The following is a 15,010-nucleotide window of genomic DNA, read 5'->3' on the forward strand; positions in this document are numbered from 1 at the left end:
ACGGGCTTAACTCAGCTGCTCCAAGGCCTGGAGTTGCAGCACGATCCACGGGCTGAACGCCCAAGGCGCGGCAGTCGCGGCGGCTTGCAGGTCGGACGGGCGAACCCAGCGGTACTCGGCCACTTCGTCATCCTTCGGATCGGGTTCACCCACCGCCAGCGCGGTGTAGACCGGGCAGAACTCGTTTTCCACGATTCCGGAAGCGTCCACGGCCCGGTAGCGGAAGTCCGGCAGCACCAGCTTCAGGTCTTCGAGCTCCAATCCCAGCTCGTAGCGCACGCGGCGCCGCACGGCGTCGGCCATCTCCTCCCCCGGTGCCGGGTGGCCGCAGGCGGAGTTGGTCCACACGCCCGGCCAGGTCAATTTGTTCAAGGCGCGTCGGGTGACCAGCACTCGGCCTTCGGCGTCGGAAATGTGGCAGGAGAACGCCAGGTGCAGTGGCGTCTCCCCCGTGTGGATTGCGGCCTTGTCGGCCACGCCGGACGGCTTCAGGTGCTCGTCCAGCAGTACCACCTGTTCGGTCTGATTAGCCATCATGCGGGCCCGCCGGATCCGGGCCGCTGCCTTGAGCGCGCACAGCGGTCAGTCATCGTCATACCAGCCATCTTACGGAGCAGATTCAACATACTCGAAAGAGCAATGACAACAGCCGCTCAGTGCCTGGCTGCGCGTAGCGCCCGCAAGACAAAGCAGTCGTTGACCGATATCATCGTCACATGACGATGCAACGGGAACGTACTGTCGGCCGGACTGGTGACTTGGCGCCGGCGGCTGTTCTGTTCCACAGCCTTTCGGACCCCACCCGGCTGACCATCCTGCAGCACCTGACCACCGGTGAGCACAGGGTCCGCGACCTGACCGAGCATCTGGGCCTGGCCCAGTCCACGGTCAGCGCACATCTTGCGTGCCTGAACGACTGCGGCCTGGTCACCTCGCGCCCGGTGGGACGGGCTTCGCTGTACTCGCTCACCACCGAGCCCGAACTGCTGGCAGCGCTGTCCGCGGCGGAGCGTTTGCTTGAAGCGACGGGCTACGCCGTCGAACTGTGCCCCACGGTCAGCGGAAGCCGGGCCGCCACGGAGGCATCTGCATGAGCGGTCATCACCATCATGCCGGACCGACCCACCGGGGCCGGCTGGCCATAGCCTTCGCCATCACCGCTGCCATCCTGATTGCCGAAGTGATCGGCGCCTTCGTCACCGGCAGCCTTGCACTGCTGGTGGACGCCGGACACATGCTGACCGACGCCGGCGGCCTCCTGATTGCCTTGATGGCGGCGTCGCTCATGATGCGGCCGCACACGCCGCGCCGGACCTGGGGCTACCTGCGGATGGAAGTGCTGGCAGCTGGGGCGCAGGCCGCGATCCTGCTGGCGGTGGGAATCTACGCGCTGGTCGAGGGAGTCCAGCGGCTGTTCGCTCCGCCCGAAGTCAACGCGGAAGGCCTGCTGATTTTCGGCATCATCGGCCTGCTGGGAAACATCGCGTCCATGCTGGTACTGAGCGCCGGCCGGAATGCCAATCTCAACCTGCGGGCGGCGTTCCTCGAAGTGGTAAATGATGCCCTCGGCTCGGTGGCCGTGATCGCCAGCGCCGTCGTCATCGCCGCCACCGGGTGGACCCAGGCGGATGCCTTGGCCGCCATGCTGATTGCGCTGCTGATTGTGCCCCGGACCATCAAGATCCTGCGGGAAGCCGGCAGCATCCTGCTGGAAACCGCGCCGAAGGGACTCGATCTGGAGGACGTCCGCCAGCACATCCTGGAAGTGCCGCACGTGCTGGCCGTGCATGACCTGCACGCGTCGCGGATCTCCTCCAACATCCCGGTACTCAGCGCCCATGTGGTGATCGAGGATTCCTGTTTCGTAGACGGCCACGCCCCTCAGGTCCTGGACCAACTGCAGCAGTGCGTCGCCGAGCACTTTGTGGTCAGCGTGGAACACTCCACGTTCCAACTGGAGCCTGCCGGGCATCTGGAGCATGAGCACCCGGCCCACGACTGATAGCCCGCGGCTGCCAGGCACCGCCCGCAACTACCGGTTACGGGATGGGCACCGTGCCGATCGGGCCGAAGCGCTTCATCACCATGGTCGAAGTGAGCCGCTGGACGCCAGGGAGGCCGCCGAGCGCGGTGTCGTATAGCACTTGGTAGGCGGCCAGATCGCGGGTCAGGACCCTCAGCATGTAGTCGATCTCTCCGAACAGCCGTTGGGCATCGACGATGTTCGGCACCGCGGTGACGGCCGCCTCGAAGGCGGCGATGGTCTCCAGATCGGTCCGTCCCAAGGTCACGAAGAGAATCGCCTCAAAGTGGAGCCCAACGGCTTCCGGAGAAACGACGGCGCGGTAGCGTTCGATCGCTCCCGACTGCTCAAGGTCTTTCAGTCTCCGATGGCACGAGGAGAGGCTGAGCCCCACCCGGTTGGCGAGGTCGGTGGCACTCATCCGCCCGTCCTCTTGGAGCAGTGAAAGAATCTCCCGGCTTAATGCATCCACGCCGGTAATTGTTCCACAGCAACCGGCAATTCGGCAGGAGAAGCGCAGAACATTTCACCTGTTTCGGCGTAGCATTTACGGCTGTCAGGAAAGGTCGCACGGAAAGAAGTAGCTCCATGGATATGTCACTGGTCCTCCAGTTCTGGGTGGTGGCGCTGCTGTTAGCGCTCACACCGGGGGCGGACTGGGCGTACGCCATTGGTGCTGGCCTGCGCGCACCCTCGGTGGCCCCGTCGGTTCTGGGAATGGCATTCGGCTATGCGGTGGTAGTCTGCATCATCGCCGTTGGAGCAGGCGCCTTGGTCACCCAGTACCCGATGTCGCTCACTGTGCTGACTATCGCCGGCTCGGCCTACTTGATCTATTTGGGCGTGAACACTCTCGTCAGCAAGGCCGGCCAGGTTTCAGCCAGCGACGCTCCCCTCGGGCATGCTCCGGCAGCCCAGTTTTTCCGCGGCGCCGGCGTCAGCGGGATCAACCCCAAGGGACTACTCCTGCTGCTGGCGCTGCTGCCGCAGTTCACCTCGACCGCCGGTTGGCCGTCGGCAGCGCAGATGCTCTTCCTGGGCGGACTGCATGTGGTCAACTGCCTCTACATCTACTTCGCCGTCGCGCTGCTGGCCCGGCGCATCCTGCGTTCCCAGCCCCGCGCCAGCGCCGTCGTCGCCCGGGCCTCCGGCGTGATCATGGTGCTGATCGGGCTGGGCATCTTGGTGGAAAAGGCAGCCGAGCTGCTCTGAGGGCCGCTCAGCCAAGGGGCGGCCTGGAGGCGGCTCCTCGCGCGGCAACGGACGACGGCGGTGCTACCCGCCTTCCGCAATCAAGCACCGAAGTTGCCGGGCACTTTGTGGTCAGCGTTGAGAATCCCAATTTCCAACTGGAGCCCAACTAGCCTGGGTACGCGCAGTGCGCCTACGGCCAGCAGCCAATGGCCGGACCGCTGGGGCCCGCGTCTACTGAAGTGGTGTCCGGATCAGTTTCTTATTCACGAATTCGTCCATGCCGAAGCGGGCGAGCTCTCGGCCGACGCCGGAGCGCTTTACCCCGCCGAAAGGCAAGTCGGCCTGTGAATCGGGTGTCGAGTTGATGAACACCATGCCGGTGTCCAGCCGGTCGGCGACTGCTTTTGCCTTCTCCACGTCCGTGCTGAAGACGGCGCCTCCGAGCCCGTAGGGCGAGCTGTTGGCCAGTTCGATGGCTTCTTCGGCGTCGGCGACCTTGTAGATGACGGCCACGGGGCCGAAGAGCTCCTCCACATAGGCACGCATGCCGGGTTTCACGTCGGTCAGGACTGTGGGCTCCACGAACGCACCCGGCCCATCCACACGCTTGCCCCCGAGGTGCAATGTAGCTCCCTTGGAGACCGCGTCCTTGACCTGCTCAATGAGTTCGTCGGCAGCAGCTTGGGAGGACATGGGTCCGAATCGGGTCTCGGGCTGCAGCGGGTCCCCGGGCTTGATCCGAGCCATGCGGGCGGTAAATTTCTCCACAAAGTCGTCGTAAAGGTCCTCTACTATGAAGAACCGCTTGGATGCTGTGCAGGCCTGCCCGGCATTGCTCATCCGGCCGGCGACGGCCGCTTTGACCGTCACGTCCAGATCATCGCCGTCGAGGACGATGAAGGGGTCGCTTCCGCCCAGCTCAAGGACGTATTTCTTCAGGTTTCGGCCGGCGACTTCGGCTACGGCGGCACCGGCGCGTTCGCTGCCGGTGAGGGAGACGCCCTGCACGCGGGGATCTGCGATGACCTCGGCGATCTGCTCATTGGTGGCAAAGATGTTCACGTAGCCGCCGTCCAGCAGTCCCGCGTCCTGGAAGATCTGTTCCATCGCCAGTGCAGACTGGGGGCATTGCCGGGCATGCTTAAGCAGGATGGTGTTGCCGAGCATCAGGTTCGGGGCGGCAAAGCGGGCCACTTGGTAGTACGGGTAGTTCCACGGCATGATGCCAAGCAGCGCGCCGATCGGTGCGGAGCGAACGACAGCCTCGCCACCGCCCTTGACCGATAGCAGTTCGTCGGCCATGAAGCCGGGACCTTCGGTGGCGTAGTACTCGTAGATGTCTGCAACGAGGCCGACTTCGCCGAGTGCTTGGCTGACCGGCTTACCCATCTCCTGGCTGATAATCCGTGCGAGCTCGTCCTTGCGCTCCCGGTACAGTTCCGCAACGCGGTTCAGGACGCCGACCCGTTCCTGCACGGCCGTATGACGCCATGATTCAGAGGCCGTGTGGGCCCTTTTTACTGCCTCGGCAATATCCTCATCACTGGCAGCCGGCATTTCGAATAACGTCTCGTCCGTAGCGGGATTAATGGTCTTGTAGTAGCTCATAGGTTTGAGGATACCTAGCAAGCCGTTCAGTTTTCCAGCGATCCTGACGGCGCCATCAAATGTTCACAAATACTGGCTTGGACTGATGGTTTTCCAGAGTCGTGCGAGTAGAATATCCGTGGTCGAGATAGGACCAAGGACCCTAGCATCTTGACCGGATCCTTAGGAGAGCAACTCGTGGCTTCACCGCTGGCGCTGCAGTCCCAAATTTATCGATCGCTGCCTGAGATGGAACGCTCGGAAGCCATCGTCCGCCGGATTTCTACGGCGATCTCTTTGGGGATGCTCAGGGTCGGGGAACGGCTCCCCGTGGAGGCCGAGCTGTCCGAGATGTTTGGGGTCGCCGGCGCGACCCTTCGGGATGCCCTGGCCTCCCTGCGGGACCAAGGTGTGGTTGAGACCCGCCGGGGGCGAAACGGCGGCACGTTCGTGGTCAAGTTCCCGCCGACGCAGGAAGAGAACCTGCGCCAGTACTTACGCGAGACATCGATTGCCGACCTTCGCGATCTGGGCGACGAACAGACAGCCGTGGCCGCTGCCGCCGCCCGTCTAGCCTGCGACCGCGCTGACCCCAAGGACCTGGACCGGCTGGAACGACTGGCCCGCGGGCTTGAACAAGCCACGACGCCGGAGACCCAAGCGCGTGCCGACAGCCGCTTCCACATTGAACTGGCGGTGGTCGCCCAATCGCCCCGGCTGACCAGCCAGGAAATCAGGCTGCAAGCCGAAGTCGGGCAACTCCTGTGGACTCCGATGGCAGGTGTATTCGACGAGCAGGTCGCGGCGCGTGAGCACCTGGGCATCGTGGCCGCTGTACGGGAGGACGACCCCGACCGGGCGCAGCGCTTGGTCCTGGAACATATCCGTCGCAACACTTATCACTTGATCGATACCAAGCTGACTCTCACGCATGCCGGCGAAGAACAGGAGATTTCATGACCGCGCCAGCAACTTCACCGGCCGCCGATAGCGCCGCCGCCATCGAGGCATGGCTCAATGGGCTGTACCAGGACCTCCACGCGTCATCGAAGGAGGTGGGAAAACAGCTGGAAGAAAGAATTTCGCAAGGCAGCAAAATATCCCCCACAGACATTGTGGGAATTGGCGAAATGGCTGAATCATTCTTGAACTCCCACGACACTGCCGTTGGCGCCGGTGAAATATTCTCGCTCTCCGCCATAAAGGATGCCGAAGGAGTCTTGGAATGGTGGATCCGGAATGATTTCGGCGATATCGAAAAGTTCGGTTTCGATTTAGCCCCGGAAGGTGACCGGTTCTACGATTATGAGAAGCTTCCCTGGTTCTCCATAGCAGCGAAAACGGGACAGCAATCGATCGCCGGCCCGTATGTGGATTACCTGGGCTTCGACGAATACATCGTCACCTGTGCCGTTCCCACCTATGTCCATGGCACGTTCATCGGCGTCACAGGCTGCGATATCCGGATAAAGGACCTAGAGAACAAGTTGATCCCGATCGTCCGACGGATCCCGGGCGATGCCGCCATCCTGAACGACCAGAACCGCGTGATCCTGGGGAATTCGGGCCGCTTCATCGTGGGTGAACGGATCAAGTCCGAGCCCGAAGGGTTCTCCTTCCTGCCGCTGGACGTGCCGAACCTGAACCTGCGGTTGATCTGCCCGACCGAGTAGACGCGGGCAGACCCTCAGGCGTGCACGGAATCTGCCAGTTGGACCGTGTCGGAGGCGCCTCCTGTCCTGCTCTGTTGCCTTCGGCTGAAGCGGACGAACTCGGCAAACAATGCCATCCTGTCAGCCTCGTTCCCGTCCGAATCCTCCGGATGCCACTGGACGCCGACCACCCAGGTCTTGCCCGGATGTTCGGTCCCCTCGACAACACCATCATCGGCCACCGCCGTCACCGTTAAATCGGCGCCCACCGTCCTCACTGCCTGATGATGGCCCGACCGCACGATAATCCGTTCGCAGCCCATGATCGCGGCCACCTTCGAGCCGGGCAGCAGCCGAATGGACTCATCGAGGAACATCGGCTTTCCCGGTCCCCCGCGATGCAGGTCCCAGGGGTCCAGATCCGGTATCAGGCTGCCGCCGCAGGCCACATTCAGCAACTGCGAGCCGCGGCAAATGGCCAACAGCGGTTGGTCCCGGTCCAGCACCCCTTGGATCAGCCCCAGGCAGTACTCGTCCGCCCGGCGGTCCACGCCGTAGGAGTTCGGCACAGGATCGTGATGGCCGTACAGCGCGCCATCCACGTCGCCGCCGCCCAGGAAGAGCACACCGTCATAGCCGGCCAGTTCCGCTGCCGGCAGCAGTTCAGTGGCCGCACTGTCCACTAATTCGGCGCGGGCTCCGCACGCCAACAGCGTCTCAAGTGCCGTGCGGGTAAACCGCTCCATGAGTTCAAGCGTCTGGTCAGTCATCCCCGGAAACGTCAGGGAAACAACGACGGCGATGCGCGCGGCCTCCGTCGGCAGTTCGGCAAAACCGGCCGGCAGCACCCGCGCGGGCTCTACCCGCATAAGGGCGGGACGCGAGGGCCCCGCCGTGGCGGCGGAGCCGACACTGCGGGAGCGTCCCGACCGGCCGCTCACCGCGCAACCGCCCCGGCCATACCGCTACCGGTGACGGCGCGGCGCCTTACAGCCGCCTCGACCACCCACCGGAACAAGGCGTGGTCACTGGGATTGGTCTCCGCGGTGTCCTCCGGATGCCACTGGACAGCCAGCAGCGGCGCCCCCGGCACTTCCACCGCTTCCATTACGCCGTCCGCGGCCGTAGCGGTGACGGTCAGGCCCTCGCCCAGGTCGCCGATCGCCTGATGGTGGTAGGAGGAGACGTCCGCCGTCTCGCCGCCGATGACCTCGGCCAGCAGCGAGCCCGCGGTGACCGCGACCGGATGGATTGTCCCCTTGTGCTGCACGTCCCCGGGTCCGAGGTGCTGGATCAGGGTTCCGCCGCGACCGACATTCAATAGCTGGAGCCCGCGGCAGATGGCCAGCAGCGGAACGTCGGCCGCAATGGAGCCTTCGATGATCGCAGTCTCGTAGGCGTCCTGGCCGTCATAATCGGTGGGCCAATAGTGCTCGTCGGGCTCGGCTCCGTACAACGACGGCGATACGTCGGCCCCGCCCGGGAGCACGACGCCGTCCAGCCGGGCGAGCTGTTCCGCTGCGCTCCCGCCGGTGCCCGGAAACATAATCACCGGTTCACCCCCGGCGCGGACGATGCAGCGCAGCACGGCGGCGGCCGCGGCGACGCCGTCGTAGCGCAGGCCGTGGACCGAGCTGGACCACATGCCAGGCACTCCGATCAGGGGTCGTGTCATGCCGGGATCTCCGTGGTCAACGGGAACGGCAGCTGCGGCATCCACTCGGTCCAGACGGACTCCAGCCGGCCGTCCGAGACGACAGTGCCCAGAGCGAGGTTGAGCTCGGCCAGCAACTGCGGGTTGTCCTTCGCCACGCCGATGCCCCAGCGGTTGCCTGTCCGGGCGGTAAAGGCCACATCGTAGGCCGGATCCTCACCCAACGGGACGCACACGACGTCGTCGTCCACCATCGCATCAACCTCGCCGTTGCGCAGCGCCGCCAGCATGTCAGCGAAGACGTCGTCGCTGGCGCCAAACGCCACCGGGACGATCCCGGGGAAAGTGGAGGCCAGGCGCATATTGGCACTTCCTTCGATGGCCGCGACCCGATAGCCGGACAGGTCGTTCGGCGAGCGCGCCGGGTCTCCCTTCCGGACCAGGACGGTCTCGTCGAACACCGCGTACGGCTCGGTGAAGTCCACCACCGCCTGGCGCTCGGGGATGATGCCCTGCCCGCACCACACGGCGTCAACCTTGTGGTCACGCACAGACGGGAGCATGTCGTCCCAGGGCATGCAGGCCCACTCGACGCGCAGGCCCATCTCGGAGGCGACCAGTTCCGCGGCGGCCGGTTCGTATCCGCGGCGCGTGCCGCCTGCGTCGGCAAGGCTGAACAGCGGCGGTGCTTCGGAGTCGATGCAGGCCAGCCGCAGAATTCCCGGGGTCAAAGTAGTCACGGCGCTCACGGGATGGTCTCCCAGTACATCTCGCGGTCCCATTCGGTAATGGCGCCGCAGTAGCGGGCCCATTCCTCTTGCTTGAGTTGGGTGTAGATGGCCACAAGGTCCTCGGGCAGCGCCGACGTCAGGTAGGTGTCGGACACGAACGCGTCGATGGCGTCACCCAGGGTGAGCGGCAGTTGGCCGCCGACCGGGCCGTCACCACCGCCGTCGGGCCTTCCGGGATCCAGCTGCCGGTCCAGTCCGTCCTGCATGGCGGCGATCAGCAGCGTGTGGGACAGGTAGGGGTTCACCGCGGCATCCGGCACACGGTACTCCATCCGGCCGTTCGACGAGATGCGGATCAGGCAGCCGCGGCTGTCCAGCCCCCAGTTGGCCAGGCTCGGCGCGAACTGGCCGGCATCCCAGAACCGCTTGTAGGAGTTGACGGTGGAGGCCATCACGGCCATCGAACCCGGCGCATGGGCGAGTATGCCGCCAATGGCGTGCTTCGCCGTCTCCGAGACGTGCAGTTCCACCCGTCCGGCGTCCTCGGTGACGTTGGTATCGCCGTCCCACAGGCTCAGGTTGTGGTGGCAGCCGTTGCCCATCTGACCGTTATACGGCTTCGGCATGAAGCTTGCGGTGACACCGAATTCGCGGGCCACTTGCTTGCAGATCTGCCGGTAGGTCACCAGCCGGTCGGCGGTGTTTTCCACCCGGTCGTACATCCAGTTCAGCTCGAGCTGGCCATCGTCCTCGTAGTCGCCCTCAATCATGTCCAGGCCCATGGCCTTGGCATAGGTAATCAGCTGCTTGTAAATGGGGCGCATCCGCTCCAGGTTCTCCACCTGGTAGGCGGGGCTGGTGCCGGGCTTTTTGACGACCTCCAGACCGGGGCCCTCCCACGTCATCTCCGGCTCGGTGCCGGAGCGGACTTCGAAGCCGGTGCGGGCGGTGAACGCCTCGTGCGAGCGGATCAGCAGGGACCGGGTGTCAATTGACATCAGGCGTCCGCCGACCTCCGGCAGATGCGGGGGCTCGTAGGCGGTGCAGAAGATCCGGGCGACCTTGGTGTCCCACGGCAGCACCACAAAGGTGTCCGGCTCCGGCAATGCCCAGAACTCGCGGGCCTCGATGCCGCCGCCGATCAGGTTGCCGTGGCGGTCGTTCTGCAGGTCGGACAGCGCGGTGCGGTGGAAGCAGATTCCCTTTTCCAGGTTGCGGCGGAAGTGGTTGGCGGGAACCATCTTCGCCACCATGCGTGAGCCGATGGTCGGTAGGGCGTAGTAGACGTATTCAACGCCGGCTTCTTCGATCTTGCGGCCGAGTTCGCGCACCGTTTCGGGGCGCAGGTTGCGCTCTTGGTGACGGGCGAAGGCGTCGCGGTCGCTCAATGCCGCCTGTATCTCGGTAGCGGCCGTGTCTGGCCGTAGGGGGGTTAGTGTCATCTCAGTCTTCCTTCGGGTCGGTGGCCAGGCCGTCCGGTTAGACGGCGGCCAACTGGGAGCTGGCAAGCAGGCCGGCCTCGGTCACGAGCTTGCGGTAGTGCAATTGGCGGTCGGCGGGCAGTGCGGAAGTCACGGCGCCGATGAGCCGGCCGCCGAGGTAGTAGGCCAGGGCTGCCCCGTCCGCGGGCCGGGACGGGTCCCCTTCAAGGACCTCGATCCGGTCGGCGACGGCCGGGCTGCCCACACCCTGGACGCGGATGCCGAAAATGTCCGTCCAGAACGCGGGCAGCGGCGCGACCGGTTCCGGTGTTTCGGTTCCGTTCAGGCCGGCGACCAGGGCCGGTGCGGCGATCTTGGCGGTGTCGGCAGGGGTGGCCCAGTGCTCAACCCGGCGCGGGCCCGTGCCGGTGCGGCGGTCCGGGTAGCGGGCCACGTCGCCGACTGCCACCACATGCTCGGTCCCGAGCACCCGCAAGTGCCCGTCGCAGAGCACGCCGTCGGATAGGTCCAGGCCGTTTCCGGCCAGCCACTCGACGTTGGGCTGCGAACCGACTGCCTCAATCACGGCATCGGCCTGCACCTCGCGTCCGCCGGCTAGGCGGACGCCGGTGCACCGCTGCGTCCCGCCGGCGCCGTCGTCGTTCCAGGTGAACGCTGCAACACGTTCACCTGAGATGCACTCGACGCCGCGTTGGGTCAGGAAGCTGCGCATGCCCTCGCTGAGTTCGCGGCCGAGCGTGCGCTGCATCGGCCCGCTGCTGCCCTCGATCAATGTCACCCGGCATCCCAGCAGCGTGGCGGTGGCAGCTGCCTCGCAGCCGATGAATCCTGCACCGACCACCACAATCCGGGCATCCGGCTGCAATTCCCGGTGCAGTCCCAGCGAGTTCTCCAGCGTGCGGATGACGTGCCGGCCGTGCAGCGGCCCGGGAACCCGGACGCGGGCGGGCCGGAGTCCGGTGGCGACCACCAGTCCGTCGTAGCCCAGTTGCTCGCCGGTAGCGAGGGTAAGGGTCCGTCCCTTGAGGTCCGCGCCGGTCACCGGTGCGCCGAGCTTCCAGTCGATGCCGGTGGCGGTGCGCCGCTGCCGCAGCGTCACCGCCGCCAGAGCTTCCTGGATCGAGCCGGGCGACTTCAGCAGTTCCTTTGAGAGTGGCGGCCGGTTGTACGGAGGATGGATTTCCCCGCCGATGACGAGGATCTCCTCCTCCCAGCCGGCCGATCGCAGTTGTTCGGCGGCGCGCAAACCTCCCATCGAGGCTCCGACGATGGCGATTCTGCGGGCCATGATCAGTCCTTGAGGAAGATCGCTTGGACAGGGCAGACGTCGATCGCTTCTTCGACCTCACCCAGGAGCGAGTCGTCGAACGTCGGCTCGTATTCGAGGACGCCATCCGGGTTCATCCGGAAAACTTCAGGGGCGGCGATGGCGCACTGTCCGTGGTTGTCACATAGGCTGCGGTCGACATCAACGGTTTTCATGGGAATCCTGCTTTCTGTTGGTGCTGTAGTGCAGTGGAGTGCTGTCCGCCGGTCAGCTGCGTCGGGTGAAGCCGATCGGCAGGCGGGTGGGGCCGGTATTGCCGGAATCCGGCAGCCACTCGTCTCCCCCGGTCAGGTGCGGGTCGGCAATGCGGCTGGCCAGCAGCGGCAGGGCCTCGCTCATGTCCGCCCGCGCCACGAAGTGGCCCAGGCAGTGGTGCACGCCGCCGCCGAAGCCGTAGTGCGGCGCGTGTTCGCCGAGCAAATCCATATCGGGGTTGGGGAAGGCCAGCGGGTCGGTGCCCGAGGACTGGGTGAAGAGGTGGACCGTGGTGCCCTTTTCAATGAAGAGGTCCTGGTAGGTGAAGTCCTCCACGGCTTCCCTGGTGACCCAGGTGACCGTCGGGTTGGTCCGCATGACTTCTTCGACGGCCTTGGCGCCCAGCTCCGGATGCTCCGCCAGCAGGTCCCATTGCCCCGGATTGCGGATGAAGGACTGCATCGCCAGGCCCAGCTGGTTGCGGGTGGTGTCCATGCCGCCGAAGATCAGCAGTACCAGCGCGTTGCGCAGCTCTTCGTCGCTGAGCCGGTCGCCGTCGCGGCTGGCCAGCACCAGGCGGCTGACGAAGTCCTCGCCGGGATTGGCCTGGCGGTCCTTGATCAGCTCGTCGGCGTATTCGTACAGCTCCGCGACGGCGGCCTCGACCTTGTCCAGATCCCGCTTGAACGTCACGCCGAGCGCGAGTCCCACAGTGGAGGCCAGCCGGGCGATCTTCGGCCACTCGCTCTCCGGGATGCCCAACAGGATGGTGAGCACCCGGGTGGCGTAAGGCTCGGCGAAGTCGCGAATGAACTCGCACTCGCCCTGGTCGATAAACGCGTCAATCAGCTCGTTGGCCAGGGCCTGGAACCGCGGGACCAGGTCCTTGATCAGGCGCGGTGAGAACGCCGGGTTGAGCAGCCGGCGGATACGGTGGTGGTCCTCGCCTTCCAGCACCAGCAGATTCTTGGTCCACCAGTCGTAGAACAAGCCGCCGTGCACCCCGTTGTGGGCGGGCCATTGAGCACTGCCCTGCTTGAGCTTGGGGCTCTTGAGCAGCTTGCTCACCTCGTCGTACCGCAGTACGGCGAAGCCGTAATTGGTCCTCGCGTACCAGCTGGCCGCGCGTGCGTTGCGCAGTTCTTCGGACTGCATGGCGAACGACGGATCCGAAATGTTCAGGTACGGAATTTCAACAGTCGGCGTACTCATGGTTGGAACCTTTTCCTCATCTTGCTATAGGTGAATTGCTGGGCTGGAAGGCCGGGGCTGTGGTGCTAGGCGGACAGCGCGGCGGCAGGCGCGGCATCTCCTGCGGGTGCGTCGCCCTTCAGGTAGGGCTTCTTCCAGACCATGTAGATCAGGCCGACAACCACAACGCCGACGGCGGAGATCAGCACCAGGTAATTGACGAACCAGCCTGCCTCGGGCGTCCGCGGCCAAGCCATGTTGACCATGCCGATCACACCCCAGGTCAGTGCCGCAATGTTGACCGGGATTCCCCAAGCGCCGAGTCGGAAAGCGCCCTTGGCCTTCCAACCCTTGAGCTTGGCCCGCAGCGAGGCCAGGACCACCATCTGGAAGCCCATGTACATGCCCATTGCCGCGAACGAAATGATGGTGACCAGGGCGTCTTCGGAAACCTTGGAGCCAACCACGATGATGGCCGGGACCAGGCCGGCCAGCAGCAGGGCGTACGGCGGGACGTGGCGGGTTTCGCTGAACTTGCTCAGCAGCTTGCTGCCCGGCAGGATGCCGTCGCGGGCCATCGAGTAGGCCAGCCGCGAGGATGCTGCCTGCAGGCTCAAAGCGCAAGACACGAAGGAGATCAGCACGATCCCGAGGACCACCTTGAAGCCAACCGGTCCGAACGCCGAGAGCAATACGTTGCCAATCGGGTCGGTGTCCGCACCGGAGATCACGGCGCCGAAGTCCGGCACGGCCAGGATTAGGGACAGGCACACGAACATCGCCGCGAAACCGCCGATATAAATGGTCATCCGCATGGCCTTGGGGATCCGTACTCCCGGGTTCGGCACCTCTTCGGCCACATCGCCGCAGGCTTCAAAACCGTAATACTGGTAAATGCCGATCAGGCCGGCAGCAGCGAACGCGATGAAGTAGTTGCTGCCTTCGCCTGCACCGAAGCTCTGGAACAGCACGCTCAGGTCATGTTCGCGGGCAGTGGTCAGCAGCCAAATGCCGACGGCGATGGCGCCGCCCAGTTCCGCCAGCAGACCCAGCATGGCGACCTTGCTCAGCACTTTGGTGCCGCCGAGGTTCAAGATGGTGGCGAGCGCGATGACCACGAGTGCGGAGATGATCACCGAGTCGACCGTGCTTTCCAGGCCCAGGAGCAGGCTGAGGAACGGCCCGGCACCGTAGGAAACACTCGCGATGGTAGCCAGCAGGGCACAGAGGTAGATCCACCCGTTCATCCAGCCCCACTTGCGACCCCAGAGGCGGCGTGACCATGGGTAGACGCCCCCGGCCACCGGGTAATTGGAAACGATCTCGCCGAACACGGTGGCGACCAGCAGTTGGCCCAGGCCGACGATGACCAGAGACCAGAACATGGGTGGCCCCGCGATGCCCAGCGAGGCAGCGAAGAGCGAGTAGATCCCCACGACCGGGGACAGGTAAGTGAAGCCCAGGGATACGTTCCCCCAGAACGTCATTTCGCGCTTGAATTGCTTCTCATACGAGTAGCCAAGGCTGGCAAGGTGCTCGGCGTCTTCATCGACGCCCTGACCGCCAGCGGGTCTCGTCATTTCGGCTGACATTGCGCTCCTTCAAAACGAATAGTCAGTGCGGTGGACGGTGCACAGGAGTTTGTTGCCCCCGCTTGTGATCGGGCTCACAGTAACGGCGATCACGGAAAAACCCTACAAATGAATGTTTTGTTTGGCAAGGGTTTCTTTTGCAGGCGGTTTCCCCTCCGCCACAGGAGTGGTTTGGAGGTGAAGCTATTGACTTTTGCCGGAAGGGCGAATCAGCGACCCTGTCCGTCGCTCACTTGGGCCCACCGCCGCCACTGAAAAGCTGCATCGACAGAGCTTTTAGTAGGCAATCCCCGAAGACATTCCTGCGGACAACGAACTGGCGAAGCCACCGAAGAGGTTCATTGGATGAAATGACCAAGGCTCTGGCCCGGATGTCCACCCTCAGGCTGATTGCCCTGCCGTAAACTCGACGGCACATCATG

16 protein-coding genes are annotated in these 15,010 nt (G+C 64.6%); 5 read left to right on the forward strand and 11 right to left on the reverse strand.

Going from position 1 to position 15,010, the window contains the following annotated elements:
* Positions 1-6: 6 nt before the first annotated feature.
* Positions 7-534: an isopentenyl-diphosphate Delta-isomerase gene (gene idi, locus MNQ99_RS14660; protein WP_241915388.1), complete on the reverse strand. Its 528-nt coding sequence runs from the start codon at positions 532-534 to the stop codon at positions 7-9.
* 182 nt (positions 535-716) lie between these two features.
* Here idi and MNQ99_RS14665 point away from each other — a divergent pair, with 182 nt between their 5' ends.
* Together MNQ99_RS14665 and MNQ99_RS14670 are read left to right on the forward strand one after the other, a co-directional pair.
* Complete coding sequence (locus MNQ99_RS14665; RefSeq protein ID WP_241913443.1) at positions 717-1,094, forward strand: ArsR/SmtB family transcription factor; 378 nt, start codon at positions 717-719, stop codon at positions 1,092-1,094.
* Positions 1,091-2,002: a cation diffusion facilitator family transporter gene (locus MNQ99_RS14670; protein ID WP_127512093.1), complete on the forward strand. Its 912-nt coding sequence runs from the start codon at positions 1,091-1,093 to the stop codon at positions 2,000-2,002. Before MNQ99_RS14665 ends, MNQ99_RS14670 begins: the two co-directional genes overlap by 4 nt.
* A gap of 37 nt (positions 2,003-2,039) precedes the next feature.
* On the opposite strand, the gene MNQ99_RS14675 is transcribed toward MNQ99_RS14670, so the two are convergent.
* Entirely contained in the window at positions 2,040-2,495 is a 456-nt protein-coding gene (locus MNQ99_RS14675) for an Lrp/AsnC family transcriptional regulator (protein WP_241913444.1), read from the reverse strand.
* Between the two features lie 116 nt (positions 2,496-2,611).
* Between MNQ99_RS14675 and MNQ99_RS14680 the strand changes: the two genes are divergently transcribed.
* The gene (locus tag MNQ99_RS14680; RefSeq protein WP_241913445.1) at positions 2,612-3,235 is read left to right on the forward strand and encodes a LysE family translocator; all 624 of its coding nucleotides are present in this window, start codon (positions 2,612-2,614) and stop codon (positions 3,233-3,235) included.
* A 213-nt stretch (positions 3,236-3,448) separates the two neighbouring features.
* On the opposite strand, the gene MNQ99_RS14685 is transcribed toward MNQ99_RS14680, so the two are convergent.
* Positions 3,449-4,825 carry an NAD-dependent succinate-semialdehyde dehydrogenase gene (locus tag MNQ99_RS14685; RefSeq protein ID WP_241913446.1) on the reverse strand — a complete coding sequence of 459 codons (1,377 nt, stop codon included), beginning with the start codon at positions 4,823-4,825 and terminating at the stop codon, positions 3,449-3,451.
* Between the two features lie 177 nt (positions 4,826-5,002).
* On the opposite strand from MNQ99_RS14685, the gene MNQ99_RS14690 reads away from it, so the two are divergent.
* Both MNQ99_RS14690 and MNQ99_RS14695 read left to right on the forward strand, forming a co-directional pair.
* Complete coding sequence (locus MNQ99_RS14690; protein WP_127512097.1) at positions 5,003-5,764, forward strand: FadR/GntR family transcriptional regulator; 762 nt, start codon at positions 5,003-5,005, stop codon at positions 5,762-5,764.
* The gene (locus MNQ99_RS14695) at positions 5,761-6,477 is read left to right on the forward strand and encodes a cache domain-containing protein (protein ID WP_241913447.1); all 717 of its coding nucleotides are present in this window, start codon (positions 5,761-5,763) and stop codon (positions 6,475-6,477) included. Before MNQ99_RS14690 ends, MNQ99_RS14695 begins: the two co-directional genes overlap by 4 nt.
* A 14-nt stretch (positions 6,478-6,491) precedes the next feature.
* Here MNQ99_RS14695 and MNQ99_RS14700 read toward each other — a convergent pair whose 3' ends face one another.
* The 8 genes from MNQ99_RS14700 to MNQ99_RS14735 form a co-directional block, all read right to left on the reverse strand.
* Positions 6,492-7,325, reverse strand: a complete 834-nt coding sequence (locus MNQ99_RS14700) for a gamma-glutamyl-gamma-aminobutyrate hydrolase family protein (RefSeq protein ID WP_241913448.1) — start codon at positions 7,323-7,325, stop codon at positions 6,492-6,494.
* Between the two features lie 68 nt (positions 7,326-7,393).
* The gene (locus MNQ99_RS14705) at positions 7,394-8,131 is read right to left on the reverse strand and encodes a gamma-glutamyl-gamma-aminobutyrate hydrolase family protein (protein WP_241913449.1); all 738 of its coding nucleotides are present in this window, start codon (positions 8,129-8,131) and stop codon (positions 7,394-7,396) included.
* Entirely contained in the window at positions 8,128-8,859 is a 732-nt protein-coding gene (locus MNQ99_RS14710; protein ID WP_241913450.1) for a substrate-binding periplasmic protein, read from the reverse strand. Before MNQ99_RS14710 ends, MNQ99_RS14705 begins: the two co-directional genes overlap by 4 nt.
* Complete coding sequence (locus MNQ99_RS14715; protein ID WP_241913451.1) at positions 8,856-10,283, reverse strand: glutamine synthetase family protein; 1,428 nt, start codon at positions 10,281-10,283, stop codon at positions 8,856-8,858. Before MNQ99_RS14715 ends, MNQ99_RS14710 begins: the two co-directional genes overlap by 4 nt.
* 37 nt (positions 10,284-10,320) lie before the next feature.
* Positions 10,321-11,571, reverse strand: coding sequence for an NAD(P)/FAD-dependent oxidoreductase (locus tag MNQ99_RS14720; protein ID WP_241913452.1), 1,251 nt, complete (start codon positions 11,569-11,571; stop codon positions 10,321-10,323).
* 2 nt (positions 11,572-11,573) lie between these two features.
* Entirely contained in the window at positions 11,574-11,765 is a 192-nt protein-coding gene (locus tag MNQ99_RS14725; RefSeq protein ID WP_127512103.1) for a ferredoxin, read from the reverse strand.
* Positions 11,766-11,817: 52 nt separating this feature from the next.
* Positions 11,818-13,017 (reverse strand): cytochrome P450, encoded by a 1,200-nt coding sequence (locus MNQ99_RS14730; protein WP_241913453.1) that lies wholly within the window; start codon positions 13,015-13,017, stop codon positions 11,818-11,820.
* Positions 13,018-13,082: 65 nt separating this feature from the next.
* On the reverse strand, positions 13,083-14,588 hold the full coding sequence (locus MNQ99_RS14735; RefSeq protein WP_241913454.1) for an APC family permease: 1,506 nt from the start codon (positions 14,586-14,588) through the stop codon (positions 13,083-13,085).
* Positions 14,589-15,010: the final 422 nt, after the last annotated feature.

It is taken from the genome of Arthrobacter sulfonylureivorans (genome assembly GCF_022637435.1).
GTDB lineage: Bacteria > Actinomycetota > Actinomycetes > Actinomycetales > Micrococcaceae > Crystallibacter > Crystallibacter sulfonylureivorans.